Source organism: Bradyrhizobium sp. Kon10 (genome assembly GCF_055807395.1).
Genome location: NZ_JBVVOZ010000007.1, coordinates 40,540 through 57,856 on the forward strand (window position 1 = coordinate 40,540; position 17,317 = coordinate 57,856).

At 60.7% G+C, this 17,317-nt stretch carries 15 protein-coding genes; 10 read left to right on the forward strand and 5 right to left on the reverse strand.

What is annotated here, in order from left to right:
* The first annotated feature begins 2 nt into the window (after positions 1–2).
* The 5 genes from AC0L2O_RS12605 (at position 3) to AC0L2O_RS12625 (ending at position 4,907) form a co-directional block, all read left to right on the forward strand.
* Complete coding sequence (locus tag AC0L2O_RS12605; protein ID WP_473369937.1) at positions 3–998, forward strand: DUF3618 domain-containing protein; 996 nt, start codon at positions 3–5, stop codon at positions 996–998.
* A gap of 92 nt (positions 999–1,090) precedes the next feature.
* Positions 1,091–1,657: a hypothetical protein gene (locus AC0L2O_RS12610; RefSeq protein ID WP_473369938.1), complete on the forward strand. Its 567-nt coding sequence runs from the start codon at positions 1,091–1,093 to the stop codon at positions 1,655–1,657.
* On the forward strand, positions 1,654–2,070 hold the full coding sequence (locus AC0L2O_RS12615) for a phage holin family protein (protein WP_456767438.1): 417 nt from the start codon (positions 1,654–1,656) through the stop codon (positions 2,068–2,070). The genes AC0L2O_RS12610 and AC0L2O_RS12615 overlap by 4 nt, the downstream gene beginning before the upstream one ends.
* On the forward strand, positions 2,067–2,798 hold the full coding sequence (locus tag AC0L2O_RS12620) for a hypothetical protein (RefSeq protein ID WP_473369939.1): 732 nt from the start codon (positions 2,067–2,069) through the stop codon (positions 2,796–2,798). Before AC0L2O_RS12615 ends, AC0L2O_RS12620 begins: the two co-directional genes overlap by 4 nt.
* Before the next feature lie 1,062 nt (positions 2,799–3,860).
* Complete coding sequence (locus tag AC0L2O_RS12625; protein ID WP_473369940.1) at positions 3,861–4,907, forward strand: glycosyltransferase family 4 protein; 1,047 nt, start codon at positions 3,861–3,863, stop codon at positions 4,905–4,907.
* 210 nt (positions 4,908–5,117) lie between these two features.
* Here AC0L2O_RS12625 and AC0L2O_RS12630 read toward each other — a convergent pair whose 3' ends face one another.
* The gene (locus AC0L2O_RS12630) at positions 5,118–5,294 is read right to left on the reverse strand and encodes a hypothetical protein (protein WP_456767441.1); all 177 of its coding nucleotides are present in this window, start codon (positions 5,292–5,294) and stop codon (positions 5,118–5,120) included.
* Positions 5,295–6,046: 752 nt separating this feature from the next.
* Between AC0L2O_RS12630 and AC0L2O_RS12635 the strand changes: the two genes are divergently transcribed.
* Both AC0L2O_RS12635 and AC0L2O_RS12640 read left to right on the forward strand, forming a co-directional pair.
* Complete coding sequence (locus AC0L2O_RS12635; protein WP_473369941.1) at positions 6,047–7,378, forward strand: carbohydrate porin; 1,332 nt, start codon at positions 6,047–6,049, stop codon at positions 7,376–7,378.
* Between the two features lie 147 nt (positions 7,379–7,525).
* A complete protein-coding gene (locus tag AC0L2O_RS12640) occupies positions 7,526–10,615 on the forward strand; it encodes an EAL domain-containing protein (RefSeq protein WP_473369942.1) in 3,090 nt (1,029 codons plus the stop codon).
* A gap of 325 nt (positions 10,616–10,940) precedes the next feature.
* Here AC0L2O_RS12640 and AC0L2O_RS12645 read toward each other — a convergent pair whose 3' ends face one another.
* On the reverse strand, positions 10,941–11,261 hold the full coding sequence (locus AC0L2O_RS12645; RefSeq protein WP_473370070.1) for a PRC-barrel domain-containing protein: 321 nt from the start codon (positions 11,259–11,261) through the stop codon (positions 10,941–10,943).
* Between the two features lie 524 nt (positions 11,262–11,785).
* On the opposite strand from AC0L2O_RS12645, the gene AC0L2O_RS12650 reads away from it, so the two are divergent.
* The 3 genes from AC0L2O_RS12650 to AC0L2O_RS12660 all read left to right on the forward strand — a co-directional run bounded on the left by AC0L2O_RS12650 (position 11,786) and on the right by AC0L2O_RS12660 (position 14,035).
* The gene (locus AC0L2O_RS12650; protein ID WP_473369943.1) at positions 11,786–12,097 is read left to right on the forward strand and encodes a hemerythrin domain-containing protein; all 312 of its coding nucleotides are present in this window, start codon (positions 11,786–11,788) and stop codon (positions 12,095–12,097) included.
* A complete protein-coding gene (locus AC0L2O_RS12655) occupies positions 12,024–12,350 on the forward strand; it encodes a hypothetical protein (RefSeq protein ID WP_473369944.1) in 327 nt (108 codons plus the stop codon). The genes AC0L2O_RS12650 and AC0L2O_RS12655 overlap by 74 nt, the downstream gene beginning before the upstream one ends.
* An 878-nt stretch (positions 12,351–13,228) precedes the next feature.
* The gene (locus AC0L2O_RS12660) at positions 13,229–14,035 is read left to right on the forward strand and encodes an ankyrin repeat domain-containing protein (protein ID WP_456767446.1); all 807 of its coding nucleotides are present in this window, start codon (positions 13,229–13,231) and stop codon (positions 14,033–14,035) included.
* Between the two features lie 15 nt (positions 14,036–14,050).
* Here the strand turns inward: AC0L2O_RS12660 and AC0L2O_RS12665 are convergent, their stop codons facing one another.
* The 3 genes from AC0L2O_RS12665 to AC0L2O_RS12675 form a co-directional block, all read right to left on the reverse strand.
* The gene (locus AC0L2O_RS12665) at positions 14,051–14,677 is read right to left on the reverse strand and encodes a c-type cytochrome (protein ID WP_473369945.1); all 627 of its coding nucleotides are present in this window, start codon (positions 14,675–14,677) and stop codon (positions 14,051–14,053) included.
* Positions 14,678–14,761: 84 nt separating this feature from the next.
* Positions 14,762–16,294, reverse strand: a complete 1,533-nt coding sequence (locus AC0L2O_RS12670) for an outer membrane protein assembly factor BamB family protein (protein ID WP_473369946.1) — start codon at positions 16,292–16,294, stop codon at positions 14,762–14,764.
* A 367-nt stretch (positions 16,295–16,661) separates the two neighbouring features.
* Positions 16,662–17,006, reverse strand: coding sequence for a hypothetical protein (locus AC0L2O_RS12675; RefSeq protein ID WP_473370071.1), 345 nt, complete (start codon positions 17,004–17,006; stop codon positions 16,662–16,664).
* Between the last annotated feature and the right edge of the window lie 311 nt (positions 17,007–17,317).

A 17,317-nucleotide genomic window follows, 5' to 3' on the forward strand; every position in this document is an offset into this window, starting at 1 on the left:
GCATGGCACGAACCGTGAGGGAATTGAAGCAGGAGTCCGAACGCAGCCGTGCCGAGCTGGCCGCGAGCGTCGATCAGTTGAGGGCTCGGCTGACGGATACCGCCGGGGACATCCGCAACATTGCGTCGCCGCAACACATCAAATCGGAAGTGTCCGATTTCATCGGCCAAAAGACTCAAGGCTGGGTCGACACGCTGAAGCAACAAGCGATCGACAATCCGATTCAGACGATGGCCGCCTGTACGGCGGTCGCAGTTCCAGTGCTGCGGATGGCCCGCGGTATGCCCCTGCCGCTGTTGATGATCGGGGCCGGCCTTGCGCTGACCTCGAAGACGGTGCGCGAGCGCGCCACCGAAGCTGTTGCTCCGGCCATGGACAGCGCGCGCAGCATGATCAACGAGGCGGGCGAGCAGGCGCAGTCGCTCCGCAGCGGCGTTGGAGACGCCATGTCTTCGGCGCGAAGCCAGATCAATGACGCTGCCAATAATACCGGAGGTACGGCGGCAGGGATGGCGGAAGACGTGCGCAACCGGGCGGCTCGGGCCACCGACATGATCGCCGATACTCTCAGAGGCGGCATGGATAGCGCGAAGGATGCCCTCGACCGGGCGCGCTCCACGGCAACGGACGCAGCAACCGCCGCGCCGGAAAAAGCAAAGCAGGTCATCGGCGACAACGCCGCGCTGATTGGCGGCCTTGGAGTTGCGATCGGCGCACTCATCGCCGCTGCCCTTCCCGCAACTAAAGCTGAAGCGAATGTCATGGGACAGGCCAGCGACAAAATGAAGCAGGCCGCAGGTGACGCGGCGCAAGATGGTTTCGAGGCGGCCAGGGACGCGGCCGTGTCCGCGGCCGACGCGGCCACGAAGACCGTCGGGGACGCTGATCTCGGAGCGCACGCGAGCCGGATGACCAGGAATATGGCCGACACCCTCAAGGAGGTTGCTGAGGACGTCGTGAGTGCAGCCTTCGATCCTTCGAGAACCCCGAACTCCTGAGAGATAGTCAAATGAGCGATTTGGACCTGAACCAAAAAACCAACTTCACCCAAAACCAGAATACCCGCTCATCGCAAAGCCTGAAGGACCAGGTGGCCGATGCCGGCGCGGACATGAAGCAGCGCGCGGGGGACGCATTGCGCGCCTCGACGGATATGGCGCGCGACAAATTCAAGGAAGCCGCGGATGCCGCCAACGACGCAGTATCCGGAGCCACCGACCAGGTGCAGCAGAAAGCCCGCCAGCAGCAACATGCCGGCGCCGACTTCATCGCGCGTTTTGCCGGCAACATTCGCGAAGCCGGACGCGCCTTCGAGAACGACGCCCCGTTCGTGGCCCGCGGCGTCAGCACTGCCGCCGAATATGTCGAGGACACCGCCGATAAAATCCGTAACGGAAGCTTCAGCGATCTCGTCGATAGCGCCACGGATTTCGCAAAGCGGCAACCGGCGGCATTCCTGGGGATCTCCGTGCTGGCGGGCTTTGCCGCGGTCCGTTTCCTCAAGGCCTCTGGCGAGCGGTCGTCGCGCGCCGAAGGGGGCAACCGAGCGAGCGGGACGGCCTCCGCATCGGGCAGCGATACCTGGCGCCAGGACACCTCGAGTCCGGGCGGAAGCTCCAACACGACGTTCTCCTCCGGGCGCGGCGGTATGTCATGAGCTTCCAGAACGATATCAACACCGGCCGGCGCGATCTGAGAGCCGTTTCCTCGCTCGTGGGCGACGTACTGTCGCAATCCGCCAAGCTGTTCCAGAACGAGGTCGATCTGGCGAAGGCCGAATTAAGCGAAAAGGCCCAGAAGGTCGGCGGGGCGGTCGGATTTATGGCCGCAGCTGCTATCCTGGTCATTCCGGCACTCGTCCTGGCGCTGCTTGCGCTGTCTGCAGCGCTGGTGTCCGCAGGTTGGTCGCAGCCGGTCTCTTATCTGGTGTCCGCCCTCGTTGGTCTCGTGCTTGCCGCGGCCCTGTTCGCGATTGGCATTAACCGGTTGGACGCGCGCAATCTCGCGCCTCACGAAACGATGCGGCAGCTGGAAAAGGACAAGAACACCGTGAAGGAAATGGTGCGATGAGCAGCAACCGAAGTTTTTTTGACAGTTTGAAGGCGGCGGTCCAGGAAAATCCCTTGGCCGCGGCGCTTATCGGCGGCGGCGCGCTCTGGCTAATGGTCGGGGATGAGAAGCTGAAGGGCGTAGCGAGTTCGGCCACGGCAGCGGCTTCCGCAGCTACGGATGCGGGCGCACGCAATGTGCAGCAAGCCGTGTCGAGATTGCAGCCCACAGCGGCGCCCCCCACCGCACCTGAGATGGACCACTACGACTCGCGCGGAGCTGGTGAAAGCTTGCGCGAAGCCGGTGCCGCGGCGTCGCAATCCATGTCCGGGGCGGCCGACAAGGTCAAAGACCGGTTCGATGAAGGTGTCGCTTATGCGCGTGAGACCTTCAGCAAGGCCGGCAGCTCGCTTCCCGGCAAGGAGACATTCGCGCAAGCGCAATCCTCACTTGCTGATGTTCTTGAGCGGCAACCGCTCGTCGTCGGAGCCGTCGGCTTGGCGATCGGCGCCGCAATCGCAGGGGCATTCCGGACGTCGGACCTCGAGAACAAGTGGGTCGGAGACCTCAGCGATGATATAAAAGCCGACCTGAACACGCGCGCCGGCGCGGTATCGCAGAGCGTGCGCGAAGCTGCGGATACGCTCGTAGCTGAAATCGGGGACAGCGGCGAAGAAGCCGTTGATCGGGTGAAGCAGGCCGCAACGGATGCCGCGGATGCAGCCCGGGAGAAGCTGAAAACGAGCTAGGACGCGAACTCTCGTCGTATCGCGGTTGAGACCTCGGCTCGCACGAACGTCGCCTCCGCGATCCTCGAAGCGGCCAGCGAGGGCGATACCTCGGTCGACGGGCGGAAGCAGATCGGCAGGAGTGCGCTTCGCGAGGCGCCGATCTTGCGGAATTGAATCTGGTCCTCAAGCGCCCGAGGCGGCGAACGGGCTCACGCCGAGCAGCGCAGGACGGGCAGGAAATCAGAATGAGAAGCTGCGCCGCCAAGCCGGGACCAGAGTAGCTCGCGTCAGGCTTCGCCAGGACCCGAGAAGAGTGACGCGGGGGGGAGCGGCGCGCGGCACTGGCGGACGGCCGTAGCTCGAGCCTGGTTTACTTTGCGCATCGTATCGGTTGGCCAATTCGAGCAGCCGCAGTCTGGTGAACGGGTCCGCCTTTTCCGCCAAATCGCGCGCCTGCTGCGCGAAGCCTCTGTAGAACTCTTCCATCACGCCACCCTGCAACACCACCGAAACTAGGAATTCAGTACGCCGGCGACGTGCCGTCAAGCGGATTGCGGAGCCCAGCCCGATGTCCATGTCCCGCGTAATTTTGCGTCACGCTCTCCTGGCGGCAGGTCGGACGACGCTAAGCTCGCGGGGGCCGGCCGAACAGTCCGCCGAAACGTTTCGGGAAAATCCGGAAACCTTCCTGAGCACCTCGAGTTGCCAGCGGTCGGGTTCGGATCGGCGGTGCCAGAATGGTAGATGAGGTTAAGGTGAGAGCGGCCGCCGCGACGGCCTGGTCGATCTTCCGCGCAAGGCGTCCCGGAATCGATCCGTCGGATAACCGACGCTGCTTGCTCGAGCGCCACCTTCAAGCGAGGGGACTGCAGCAGGGCATCGATGCCGAAGAACTCGCAAGCTTCGGGCTGGTCTACCTGCAGCGCCTTCCGGCGGACGAATGTTGACCCGCATCAAGTTGCTCGTTGGGCGGGTGGCCCGCGGAAGCACGAGGCCGAGCTGGACCTTGCTGGCAATTTCGTCCCTCATTTCAGCCACCGTCGTGCTCGGCTTGCGATGCGTGTTGGGAGCCTAGGGCCGATGCGCATCGCTCAGCTCGCCCCCTTGGCCGAAAGCGTCCCGCCAAAGCTTTATGGCGGTACCGAGCGGGTAATTGCTTGGCTGGTGGACGAACTAGTGGAACTCGGACACGACGTCACCCTCTTCGCGAGCGGAGACTCCCGAACCAATGGCAAGCTTCAGGCCGTTTGGCCTCGCGCGCTGCGCCTCGGGCGAAGGGGCGCGGATCCGAGCGCCGCCTGCGCTCTCCTGATCGAAGCGATCGCGAAGCACGCGGGCGACTTTGATCTGATCCACTCCCACGGCGAATGGCTGCCTCTTCCCCTGCTGCGCCGGACTGGCGTGCCGTTTCTCACGACCATGCACGGCCGGCTCGACCTGCCGGGGCTATCTGACGTCGTCAGGGAGTATGCGGAAGCGGCTTTCGTGTCGATTTCCGATCATCAGCGGCTCCCGCTTCAGGAGGCGAACTGGATCGGAACGATCCTGCATGGGCTGCCGGCCAGCCTGTTTCGGCCGTCTTACGAACTGGGATCATATCTTGCGTTCCTCGGTCGCTTGACCGTGGACAAAGGCCCAGAGGACGCGATCCGTATCGCGCGTGCCGCCGGGATGCCCTTGCGCATTGCGGCCAAGATACCGCGTGCCGAGACTGCGTACTTCAAGAAGCGGCTTGAGCCTCACGTGGACGGCGACACCGTCCAGCTCGTCGGCGAGGTCGACGAAGCTAGGAAGCAGCCTTTCCTCGCCGGCGCCGCCGCCTTGTTGTTTCCGATCAAGTGGCCGGAGCCGTTCGGTCTGGTCATGGTCGAAGCGATGGCCTGCGGAACGCCCGTGATCGCCTATCGAGCCGGGTCCGTGCCCGAGGTGGTCGAAGACGGCGTGACCGGATTCATCGTCGAAAACGAGGCGCAGGCGATCGGCGCAGTAAGCGAATTGGGCCGGCTGGATAGAAGGAGGATCCGTGCGCGTTTCGAGGAGCGTTTCGCCGCAAGCCGGATGGCGAGGGAATACGAAAGTCAATACCGGAAGCTGGTCGGGCGGGCGCGACGCGCCGGCCCGCGCTGAAGCGACGTCAGTGGTCTGATCGCATGATTGAAAATTGGCGCTGCCGTCGGCCGAAACGTGCCTCTGGCGCTTATCGGGAAGTCCAATGTGAGCGACGCCGGCGGGCAATTGCCCTCTGGCGGTTCGAAGATTCTCAAAGCGGCGACTAGAGTCGAATCCCAATGAACACAAAGGCAATTGGTTACCAAGCTCGCGTTCTCTCTTTGGCCATTACCGCTGGGACGGATCGAACGGTGTAATCCGCAGGCCAGCCTCATTGAGGGCTTCGACAATCTGCTTTCCGAGAAGCTTAGCTTCTTCAGTTCCAATTTGTTCGTCAGGATGGTCCTTGAAGAAATCACAGATTGCCGTGGCGATAATTGTATTCACCTGGTGCGGATCATCCATTTTGCTGCACCCGAGGGCCTCGTCTCGGCTTACTATCGTAAGCCAAAAAATGAGAGGATAGCCCCAATAACAACTATCAATCCGATCAAGTAAATTAAGCCGTTCATCTCACTTCTTCCTCTTGATAGAGCGGTTCGGACATCACTATGCGGGGACCGTCGGCTTTTCGGTTGAGTTGGAATGCTCAAGGGCCGCGACCCTTTCGAGATCAACCTCCTTCTGAATGGCCGCTAACGAGTTGCCGATCTTCTCAACGATCCTGACTAGATCAGTATCGGAGATCCCGAGGCGCCTTCGGACGGACTTCACCTGCCTCCCGTCCGCAAGGTTGAGCGTCGTGCGGATAGGGCGTACCGATTTTTTTCCCAGCATAGCTGCCTCCTCACTGTAAAGAGCGGACGGACGTTATTTGTTCCAGAGGAGACAGGTGAACGCGTCGTCCGAACATCGGCAGTGATGATTTCCCCCATGTTGCGCGAGGACAAGGACAGGCCTGTTATCAAGATTGGAATCACGTGCAAAAAGGGAAACTTCGGAATCAAGGCGCAGGCCGCGCCAGTGTATGAAAGCGGCAGGTCACCCCATCCGAGTACAAGCGTGGCCGCGTGACGCCTCGGTGGACTTCCATTCCAGGATCAGGCAAGTCCGTTGAGCCACTTCCACTGTGAGGAGTTCCCGTGCTGCGGCGAAGGAGGGTATACCGGCAAGCGGCTCTTTCGATGCCGGTGCTTTTGCTTCTTGCAGCCAATGCCATGGCACAGGAAGACAAGAAGACGGACGACGACAAGCCCGCTGATCCCGACACGGGAGAGAGCACGGTTGAGGAGAAGACGCTCGGTCTTCTACCCAATCCGCTTCAGAGGTACGGCGTGAAATTTGCCGCGACCTACATCGGCGAGGTGCTCGGCAACGCGTCCGGAGGATTGAAGGAGGGCGCGATCTACGAAGGCCGCCTCAATCTCGCCGTCGACGTCGATCTGCAGAAGCTCGTCGGCATCGACAAGCTCACCTTTCATGCCAACATGTTCCAGATCCATGGCGACGGGCTGTCGCGCAGCAATCTGCAGAACTTCTTCGTCGTCAGCGGTATCGAGGCTTTGCCGTCGACGCGGCTGTACGAAGCCTATTTCGAGAAGCAGTGGGGCGCGAAAAAGGTCTCGCTTAAATTCGGGCAGCTCGCCGCCGACAGCGAATTCTTCAATACCAAGTACACGGATGTGTTCACCAACGCCTCCATGGGCTGGCCTGCCATCACGTCTCTCGACCTGCCCAGCGGCGGACCATCACCGCCCTTGGCCGCTATGGGAGCCCGCCTGCTCGTCAACGTGACCGACCAGCTTTCGGTGCTAGGGGGAATTTTCGATGGCGACCAGGCCGGACCCGGTCCGGGCGATCCGCAGGAGCGCAACCGCTATGGCGTCAATTTCCGCGTCAACGATCCGCCGCTTCTGCTCGGGCAGGTCCAGTACGCCTGGAACAACAAGAAGGGCGACCCGAACCTGACCGGCCAGATCAAGTTCGGCGGCTGGCGGCACTTCGGCTCGTTCGCGGACCAGCGGCTGGCGTCGAACGGCGTCTCGCTTGCCGCTCCCGCCAGCAGCGGCGAGCCTCTTTTACTGTCGGGCGATATCGGCGGCTGGGCGGTCCTCGAGCAGCAGATCTATCGCGTGCCACACAGCGACGATCGCGGCATCGGCGTGTTCGCCAGGATCTCGGGCGGCCCTGCCGATCGCAATCTGGTCGATCTATACGCCGACGCGGGTCTCGAGTTCATCGGCTTGCGCGACGACCGCCCGGACGACAAGTTCGGCCTTGCCGCGGGTTACGCCCATGTCTCTAAACGGGCGCAGGCGCTCGACTGGGACTATCGGGCGCTGGTCGATCCGAATTGGCCCGTGCGAAGCTTCGAAGGATTGCTGACCGCGGTTTATCAATATCAAATCAAGGACGGCTGGACGGTGCAGCCGAATTTCCAATACATCGTCCATCCCGGTGGCGGTGCCACCCTTCCGACGGGCCCGCTCGCCGGAAAGACCCTCAGGAACGCCTCCGTATTCGGTCTCAGAACGACTCTGAAATTCTAAGATAATGCGAACCTGCGCTCAGTTGTGGGCCCACCACTGCTGAAGAGTTCGCAATTGCAGCAAACCCGTTAAGCCCGAAGACACCAAGCGCCTTTACGCGTCGTTCGCCTCTATGTCCTAAGCTCTGGAAGGGGTAGGGCAACTTCCATGGGCTCGTTCGCGCGACTACGTGCCGCTTTCGCATTGGGCGATATCACAGATCCGCTCGGGCGCGCGCTGGTCGTCGAGCAATTCCGGATTCTGCGAAAGCAGGTCCCAGTTCTCTACGCTGTGCTGCTGGTCGACAGTATCAGTGTAGCGCTGGTCCTCCCGGTAACCGTGTCGGCCTGGCTCAGGTTCGGCCTGCCAACCGCTCTCTTGGCACTGTGCCTGCTCCGCTTGGTTCAGTGGCTCCGCTTGAAAGCGGTCGATGTCTCGCCAGAGCAGGCGCACCGTGAGCTCAGGCGGACTCGCGTTGTCGCGGTGGTCCTCAACGCGGGTTTTGTTCTCTGGATTCTAGGACTGTTCGCGACCGTCGATCCCGACTTACGCGCGCCGATCGCCTTGCTTGTGTTCATGGGTTGCATCGGCACTGCCTATTGCCTCGGAAGCTTTCCGCCGGCGTCCCTGCTAACGATGTTGATTGCCGGCACCCCGATCGGGACTGTGCTGCTCCTGTCAGGCGACGGCATCATGATCTCGCTCGGGATCAATCTGCTGTTGCTGCTCGTGCTGCTCGGGCGGATGATCAACACCAACTTTCGCTCGTTCGTCCAATTGATTCAGGCCCATAGCAGCCTGACCCAGGAAGGCGAGCGCGCCAGGGCCGCTGAGCAGACCGCGACCGCCGTCGCCGACCGCTTCGACCGGGCCCTCAACAACATGTCTCAGGGCCTCTGCTTCTTCGACGAGGACCAGCGGCTGATTGTCTGCAATCGGACCTATCTGGAGATCTACGATCTCGATCCGGACGCGATCCGGCCCGGCATGAAGCTGAACGACATTGTCGATCTCCGGTATTCAGCCGGCAGTGCGCCGAAGATGTCGAAGCAGGACTATCTGATTTGGCGCAATAGCGCACGGGTGATCGACCAAAGTTCGGATACGACCGTCGAATTGACGAACGGACGGATGGTGCGCATTCGGCACCGCCCCATGGAGGGCAGAGGCTGGGTTGCCACGCACGAAGACATCACGGAACGTTACCGAACCGAGATGGCTCTTGCCGAAGCCAAGGCGGCAGCCGAGCGGGCCGAAGCCGCTGCCCGCGCCGCTCACACGCATCTCACCGAGGCGCTCGATGTCGTTCCTGAAGGCCTCGCCGTGTTTGACAAGGATGATCGACTGGTCCTTTGGAATAGACAGTACGGGGAATTCTATGCGGCCAGCCAGGAAGCGCTGGCGGCGGGAACACCGTTCGAAAGCATCCTGCGGGCTGGGCTTTCACGGGGACAGTATCCCGAGGCGATCGGCCGCGAGGACGAATGGCTCGCCGAACGCCTGGCTCGCCATGCCTTGCCGAGATACTCCCACGAGCAGCATCTGCCCGACGATCGCTGGATCCGAGTTGAGGAGCGGCGCACCGCCGATGGAGGCAGCATCGGGGTCCGGATCGATATCACCGACCTGAAGCGTCGGGAGGCCTCGTTCCGTCTCCTTTTCGAGGAGAATCCGCTGCCGATGTGGGTGGTCGATTCTTCAACGCGGCAATTGCTCGCGGTGAACGCAGCGATGTGCCGACACTACGGCTACCGCCGCGAGGATCTTCTCCGCATGTGCGAGCAGCAGCTCGAGTGCGGACCATCTGATGGCTCCATCGATTTCGAATTGCATAGAACCGCTTGCGGTGATCTCATCCAGGTCGTCATCGAGTCTCGTCCGCTCCACTACGAGGGGCGTTCAGCCCACGTTTGCGTGGCGTTCGACGTTACCGAGCGCAATCGCGCCCAGGAGAGGATCAGCTATCTGGCCTCCCACGATGTTCTGACCGAGCTGCCGAATCGGACGGCCCTGGATCAGCATCTCTCTGCGGCGGTCGAACGGCACGAGATCACCGGCTCCGGCTTTGCCGTGCTCTGCATCGACCTGGACCACTTCAAGGAGATCAACGACCTGTTCGGGCATGCGATCGGAGACGCCGTGCTGCGCGAAACCTCCCGCCGTCTCCAAGAAGCGTCGCAAGGCTGCTACGTGGCACGGGTGGGCGGCGACGAGTTCATCGGCATCACGGACCAGGTGCCTCTGTCGGCAAGCGCGGAACTGCTGGCGACCAAGATGCGGGCCGCGTTCGAGGATCCGATCGAAGTCGACGGTCATGCTCTTAAGCTCGATCTCTGCGTGGGCGCGGCGCTGTTTCCCAGAGATGCGGACAAGATCACCTCTCTGCTCGCGAACGCCGACGCGGCGCTGTATCGGGCCAAGCACGAGGGTCGGGGCGCGATCCGCCTGTTCACGAGCGCGATGGACCAGCAGCTCCGGGAGCGCCGCGCGCTTGAACATGATCTGCGGTTCGCCGTCGAGCGTGGGGAACTCTATCTCGATTATCAGCCGCAGCAGCACCGCGATGGCCGCATCATTGGCTACGAGGCGCTGGTCCGGTGGCGTCATCCGGATCGCGGTGTCGTTTCTCCTGGAGAATTCATCCCTGTCGCGGAGCGAAGCGGCTCGATTGCTCAGATCGACGACTGGGTGCTGATAGAAGCCTGCCGGGAGGCCGCATCGTGGGACCGGCCCTTCCGGATCGCCGTCAATGTCTCGGCCGCCCAATTCCGCAGGGAAAATCTCGACGCGCAGGTCCGTATGGCGCTGCGCGAAACTGGCCTTGAGCCTTCGCGACTGGAGCTCGAAATCACGGAAAGCGTCCTGATCGAGGACGTCTCGCGCGCCAAAAAGGCGATGCAATCGCTCAAGAGCCTCGGTATCCTGATTGCGCTGGATGACTTCGGGACGGGATACTCTTCCTTGTCTTATGTCGAGGCCTTCCCTCTTGACCGGATCAAGATCGACCGGTCCTTCGTTGCCTCGCTCGGACAGAGCGAGCGATCATTGGCGATCGTTCGCGCGATCATCGGGCTCGCGCACGGTCTTGGCGTACCGGTGCTAGCGGAGGGGATCGAAACAAACGTCCAGATGGCGCTTCTCGCGAAGGAGGGCTGCGATGAGATGCAAGGCTACCTGATTGGGCGCCCGCAGCGCCTTGCGGCTGAGAAAGCTCAATCTCGGCACAGCTCCACATCGCTCATGCTGTCGGCCTCGTAGCATATTGCGACACCGCGCCAGGGGCTTGGAGGGCCGGCGCGGATCCCTCCGGTCGAATGTGTTGTGCCCGGTCGGCCTGGCCTTCGCGTCCTCGCGAGCCTTTCCGATGACAAACCGAGGATGCGGCCTCCGTCGTTAAAGCCCCTCCGCTGCGAGCAGGCGCTCTGGGTGCGGCACCTGGAATTTCCGGTTCTACCTGCGTCTGCGTGAGCGGAACGATCCTCCATGCTCGATCTGCAAAACTTGTGCGCTCGGCTTGTGTGGCTGGGCAGGGCCAACAAAAAAGACCGCCCGAAGGCGGTCTCTCTGGAGGTGTACACGAGGTCTACATAAATGAACTCTCGTAATACTTGTTGACCCTGCTCGCGCTCTGATCTGACCAACTGCTCTCGTCACTGTACTTGGGGGCGCCCTTCAGCTTGGCTTCCGTAAGGTTCGTGACGTAGCCGCCCAGACCTTGATCGTACCTCAGGGACTGCCAGGGCAGTGGGTAATAGTCGTTGCCCATGCCCAAAAACCCGTCAAAGCTCAGCACCGCGTATTTCACCTGACCACTGACCTTGTCTATCATAACACGTTCAACACTGCCGATCTCTCGGCGGTCGGCGCCGTAAACTGTCGTGCCCTCAACCTTATCACTGCCGATTGTTAATCGGCGCCGGTCACGTCGCTTGAAGTACTGGCAGTATCCACCTGACGAAATGAAGAAAGCTTCATTAAGGTGGGGTCACGATCGGCGCCGATCGTGACCCCACCTCGACGCAGATTCGGTCAATAGCGACAAGCAATTGCCGCTGTTAGTTCAACGGGCCCAGTTCGGCGCCGATTGACAGCAGCATCCATCCCTCGATGCCGACCTTCCGCTTCAAGAGGGGCGATGCGGAGGCAGTCCTCAACTACATGAAATCAATTCAGGAAGTACCTAAGCCGAAACGATCTCTGCAGCGATGAGTTCTGGGCTGCAATCGCCGTTCGCGGCATCTGGACTGAATTCAGAGGCGATCGCGGCACCAGATCCAGGGCGTCGCGGGACCGATTGCCGTTGCTCTGGGGGACACTCATTTCAGAGTGCGTGGCTACATCCTTAATCTGACTAGATTTGATTTGTCGCAAAGCGGATTCAGGCCAGAGGACCACTCTCTAAAATGGTTCACTCAGTGGAGCGCTGCCATGATCATAGAGCGCTTGTCCCAAGAGCATCGCAACATCGAGAAATTGCTCGCCATCCTCGAGCGGGAGCTAGAGGTATTCGACCGCGGAGGTCGTCCTGATTACGAGGTCATCCACGCAGTGATCAGTTATTTCGAAGTCTACCCTGAAGTTTATCATCATCCCCAGGAGGACCTGGTCTTTGCCAAGCTGAGGGTACGAGATCCAGCTGCTGCCGCAAAAGTCGGCGATCTAGCTCGTGAACATCAGAAAGGGGGCCCAGCTTTTACGCCGCGTCGCTCAGGCCGTCGACAGCGTGCTCGCAGATCGTGAAATTCTTCGCGAGGATGTAGATATTATCGTTCGCGATTTTGTTGCGCACGAGCGCCGTCACATGATGATGGAAGATCGCGATTTCTTTCCTGCGGCACTTAAGGTTCCCAAGCTTCAAGATTGGACCGAGATCGCTTCGGCCGCAACGAGTCACAAAGACCCGCTGTTCAGCGATGTTGCCGAAGGTCGATTTAACGCACTGCGCGCGCATATTCTGCGGCTTGAGCAGGAAGCCGAAGCCGATCGAAAGTAGACGCGTTTTCCTGGTTATGGGGTCACAATGGCGAGTACTCGCGCCGGCCGAATACAGAGGGGTGATTGAATTCCAGAACCAGGCGACAGGCGAAAAAGTTCGCCCGGCGCGGCACTGTGATCGGCCCGTTCCATCCAGAGGTGACCATCAGGGTTAGTGACGGCGCCTCCAAGTCTCATGCCTAGTTAGTCACAGAAGTTCGGATCAGGCCGATGAACCCCTACCCGACGGGTTGAGGAAAGATCTTCACCGAGAGGCAAAGAGGAGACTGATCATGAACAGGTCAAACAACGAAACGGACGAATTGACTGACGAACTCGGAAGCGTGTCTGGCGGAAACCAGATCTCGATCGTGACAAAGCTGCCGAATTACCAAGGCCCAAAATCCACGTGCCAGAGTCAATTGCTCAAGGCGATACGCTCGACAACACGCTGACGTTCGATCAGCTGCCCTAATCTGTGACGTCGCGGGCGGGGCAATTCCGGCCCGTGCGCCCTTTGTCAACTTGTTTTTGCTGTTACGCCAAGGCGTAAGGATGGCCGTTGCGAGTTGTTCCGCCGACCAGTACCTTCGTATGTAACTACGTATGTAACTACGGGGCGCTTCGATGATTTCTCATAAGGTCCCCCTACGCCGCACTGCACGAGTATGGCTCAACCGAACGGACATGCCAGCTTTTCGCGTAGATCCAAGGCGGCTCAGAGCTTGGCATCAGTAAGCGCGCATGCCACTCTTGAGAAAAGCGGTGGGAGGTAAAGCATTGTACCGTTGTCTCGGAGTTTTCTGCTGGGCCGTGCCCCTCGTGTTGTCCGTCTCGACACCAGCGTTCTCTGCAGAACCCGACCGCTGCGCGGAGTTGGATCGCCAACTTCAAGCTATGAACCGGCAGATTTCCGCGACTGAGGTGTCGCTGATGTTGTTTTCGGCAGCGGATACGAATTGCACCGGGCTGGCGACGGCGCTGCTGGATTCGGGCGCCTCTGTCGATGCCCGTGACCGGCTGGGCGCAAGGCCCTTAAGTCATGCTGCGCGGTTCGGTCACATGGAGATGATCGATCTGTTGCTTTCGCGCGGTGCTCCGATCGATGCACGTAATCTCTCCGGCGCGACAGCTCTGTATTTTGCGGCCGAGCGCGGCCATGCCGCGGTGGTCCGTCGTCTCATCGAACATGGCGCCAGTGTCAGGCTTACAGGCCGCAGCGGGATATCTCCGGTCACGGCGGCTGCCTATGCCGGCAATGACGCGATCGTTGAGGCACTGATCGCAGAGGGAGCCGACGAGCGCCTGCCGGATGACACCGGGAAACCACCAATCGTCTATGCTGCCGCCGCCGGCCATGTTGACATTGTGAAGCGGTTGCTATCTCGCAACATCGACGTCAATGCCCGCTATGCCAATGAGCTTACTGTCCTGATGTGGGCCGCCGGTGCGGACGAGAAGGTCCCGGATGCAAAGGTAGCAAATGTCCTGACTTATTTGTTGGACACCGGCGCTCATATCGATGACCGGGATGCGCGTGGCCGCACGGCCCTGATGATCGCGGCGGAGGGAGGCCGCGGAGCGATCGCTGCTCTGTTGCTCGCGCGAGGGGCAGATCCGTCGCTGCGGGACAATGGCGGCAAACGTGCCGCCGACCTTACAACATTAACGTCGCTGCGCGAACGCCTTACGCCGACACATTGAGGCCTGCGCGCGCGTCTAGAGGCCAGCGAGATACTCGGCGAGCGCTGCGAGCCCATCCTTTGGCGTGGCGATCATCAGGTCGGACATTCCGGGATTGTTGCCTCGCTCCCGAGTGCGGAAGTCCCCAATCGTCTTGGCGAGATATTCGCGGCTCTGCCCCGAGAGCCGCGGCACGGTACCGGTGCCCTGAAACGCTTCCAGATGGCAGCCGGTGCAGCCTACTGAATGCTCGGCCTCGATCGCTTTCTGCGCGATGGTTTTCGGGGCCCTCGGCTGGCCAAGATCGGGCCACGGTTTCTGCGAAAAGAATTCGGCAATCGCCATCATCTCATCCTTCTCGAGCGAGGACGCGATCGGCTGCATGGTCTCGTTCTTGCGGTCGCCTCGCTTGAAATCGCGAAGCTGGATGTAGATGTAGCCTTGAAGCTGTCCCCAGATGATGGGAATGCTCTTGTCGACAGGTTTGCCGTCGGCCCCATGACAGCCGGCGCAGACTTCGACCTTCTCGGCAATCGCAGAAGGGAGGGCAGGCTGCGCGCTGGCTCCGTTCCTGATTTGGGCGGCGGCGATCGTTGATGCGACGCAAGTGCCCAGTCCCAGCATGATCGCGCCCGGGATCGTCCTGTTCAGCAACCACTTCATTCACTGATCCATCGAGGCTCAACATGGAAGCGGGGCCCCGATCGGCCCCGCTTCGCAAAATTCATGACAATATCGCCTGCGTACTCAATCGAGAGAGAAGGCGATGATGTTATTACCGCGTTTGAAGTTAACCTGGGTGTTGCCCCCGGCGCCGACCACGATGTACTGACTGCCGCCCACCATGTAGCTGGACGGCGGCGCATTGACCCCGGCACCGGCGCGGAAGCTCCACAATTCCTTGCCGGTAGACGAATCATAGGCCGCGAACTTGCCGTTGCCTTCGCCGCTGAACACGAGGCCGCCAGCCGTGGCGAGAATGCCCCCGATCATCGGCTCCGGTGTCTTCACCTGCCATTTGATCTTGCCGGTGTTGTAGTTCACCGCCGTGATATTGCCGGACTGCTTCTCCTCCGGGATGGCAGTGAATGCGCCGCCCAGCCACAGCTTTCCGTTCGGATACGGCGAGCTTTCGACGCGGTAGTGCATGGGCTGATGCAAGTTGATCGCGTAGGCGAGCCCCTGACCCGGGTCGGTCGCGATCGGCGACCACTCAACGCCGCCGTTGGCGCCCGGCAGCATGCGCGCACCTTCCTTGGTCGGCAGCACCCACATGTTCTCCTGCGGCACCATCGCTTCGGAGAAGCGGATCAGGCTACAATCCTTGCGGTCGTGCACGTAGATGTGCCCGGTCTTGCCGGCATGGATCACGCCGGGAATGGTCTTGCCGTTCTTGTCCGCCACGTTTACGAGCACCGGCGGGCTGACGGCGTCGAGATCCCAGACGTCATGCGCGATGTACTGGAAGTGACATGCATACTTCCCGGTATCGAGATCGAGCGACACCAGCGAATCCGTATAGAGATTGTCGCCAGGCCGGCTAGCGCCGTCGAGGTCGGGCGAGGGATTGCCGACCACGAAGTAGATCCGGTTTGTCTCGAGGTCGACGGCGGGATTTTGCCAGACGCCGCCACCGAGCTTTGCGTAGGGATCGCCGTTCTTGGCGACCGCATCCTTTTCTGCCGCGATGTCGCGATGCATGTCGCGGCCGGTGGCATCTTTGGTTGCCCAGACGCCGACCGACTTCTCCGGAACGGTGTCGAAATTCCACAGCTGCTTGCCGGTCTTGGCGTCGTAGGCCCGGACGAAGCCGCGAATGCCATATTCACCGCCGTTGGTGCCGATCAGGACCTTGTCCTTCACGACGGTCGGAGCCATCGTCTCGCTGTAGCCGAGCTCGGGATCGGCAATGTCGGTCTTCCAGACGACGTCTCCGGTCTTGGCATTCAGCGCCACCAGCTTCGAATCCAGCGTAGCCAGGTAAACCGTGTCATTGAGAACCTGGACGCCGCGATTGTTGGGACCGCAGCAATAGGTCGTGATGGGTCCCATCTTGTGATTGTAGTGCCAGAGCTCGCGGCCGCTCTTGGCATCGAGCGCGTAGACGTGGCTGTAGGATGTCGTCACGAACATCACGCCGTCCACCACGATCGGTGAGGTCTCCAGGGATTCCTTGACGTCCGTTTGGAAGATCCATGCAACGTGAAGGTTCTTCACGTTGTTGCGGTTGATCTGCTTCGCCGGATGAAACCGCGTCTGCGCGTAATTGCCGTTGGTCAAAAGGAAGTTGCTAGCGCTTTTGTCCGCTCCATTGAGCAGAGCTTGTGTGACGGGTGTGACGTTCGCCTGACCCACGGGGCCAATCGAGTCTTGCTTTACCTCCTGCTGTGCATAGGAGAGGGTTGGCAATGTGCAGGCTAACCCAAGTAGCGCGGCGTATCCGATCGAAAATCTATTCATCCGTTCCGCCCCAAACTATTCTTGCTTTTAACCGGCCAAAATACTGCGCGGTGCAATCGAACTGTGACTCCGGAGAGACTGGTTTGACAAGCAAAGTTGATGGCGTGTGCTGTTTATTTTCGACTCCTCAGCGGTTCGCGACCGCGATATGCGCGCGGTTGCGTTGCGAGATGCGCAACGGATTCACTCAGGTCATGCTTCCCGGCATGAAACAGCGGACAACTGGATTGCCGTTGAGGTACTGCGGCCAAACAATCGTCCGGCCCGTGCGATTGGCGTCAGTAACCACTCTATCACTCGGAACGATCACCCACTGTCCGTCAATGCGCACGCGATAGTGCCCATCCTCGGTGTCCCAATCGACGTCCGCGAGTGCCATGCCATCGGCATCCGAGCAACATTGAACGCCGTCCTTGCTGTGCAGGCCTTCGAACCATGATTTCAGTGGCGAATTCGCGTATCGGCCGTCATCATGCACCGCAATAGGACCGAGCGAGATCAGCACCGAGACGAGCAGGTTGGTGAGAGACATACTGAGGCCCGTAAACAACAAAAAGTTCACGCCAGCCCCGCAATCGTGCCGGCGCCAAATACGCAACGCTGATGGAAATATTTCGATCCACGCGGCCGAATCGACTGAGGAACCAAAGACTTATCACTGGTTAGCTGAATCAGCTGGGTATGAGGACACGCTGAATCCAACCGGCATTGGGAGTGGTAAATTCATTCGCTCTTTGGTCTTGGCGTTGGCCTGTCTATACAGTGGGAAAAATTCGGATCTCTTTGCCCGAGGGCCTTTTAATCGGCGCGGTGGCGCTTCCGTCCAGGAGCTTGAGGGCGCAC

Excerpts from the sequence above, each read along its gene's own strand:
- AC0L2O_RS12635 (WP_473369941.1), top strand. The coding sequence starts at position 6,047 with ATGGCACAGGAAGACAAGAAGACGGACGACGACAAGCCCGCTGATCCC.
- AC0L2O_RS12630 (WP_456767441.1), bottom strand. The coding sequence starts at position 5,294 with ATGGATGATCCGCACCAGGTGAATACAATTATCGCCACGGCAATCTGT.
- AC0L2O_RS12665 (WP_473369945.1), bottom strand. The coding sequence starts at position 14,677 with ATGAAGTGGTTGCTGAACAGGACGATCCCGGGCGCGATCATGCTGGGA.
- AC0L2O_RS12625 (WP_473369940.1), top strand. The coding sequence starts at position 3,861 with ATGCGCATCGCTCAGCTCGCCCCCTTGGCCGAAAGCGTCCCGCCAAAG.
- AC0L2O_RS12620 (WP_473369939.1), top strand. The coding sequence starts at position 2,067 with ATGAGCAGCAACCGAAGTTTTTTTGACAGTTTGAAGGCGGCGGTCCAG.
- AC0L2O_RS12640 (WP_473369942.1), top strand. The coding sequence starts at position 7,526 with ATGGGCTCGTTCGCGCGACTACGTGCCGCTTTCGCATTGGGCGATATC.
- AC0L2O_RS12605 (WP_473369937.1), top strand. The coding sequence starts at position 3 with ATGGCACGAACCGTGAGGGAATTGAAGCAGGAGTCCGAACGCAGCCGT.
- AC0L2O_RS12650 (WP_473369943.1), top strand. The coding sequence starts at position 11,786 with ATGATCATAGAGCGCTTGTCCCAAGAGCATCGCAACATCGAGAAATTG.
- AC0L2O_RS12660 (WP_456767446.1), top strand. The coding sequence starts at position 13,229 with ATGAACCGGCAGATTTCCGCGACTGAGGTGTCGCTGATGTTGTTTTCG.
- AC0L2O_RS12615 (WP_456767438.1), top strand. The coding sequence starts at position 1,654 with ATGAGCTTCCAGAACGATATCAACACCGGCCGGCGCGATCTGAGAGCC.
- AC0L2O_RS12675 (WP_473370071.1), bottom strand. The coding sequence starts at position 17,006 with ATGTCTCTCACCAACCTGCTCGTCTCGGTGCTGATCTCGCTCGGTCCT.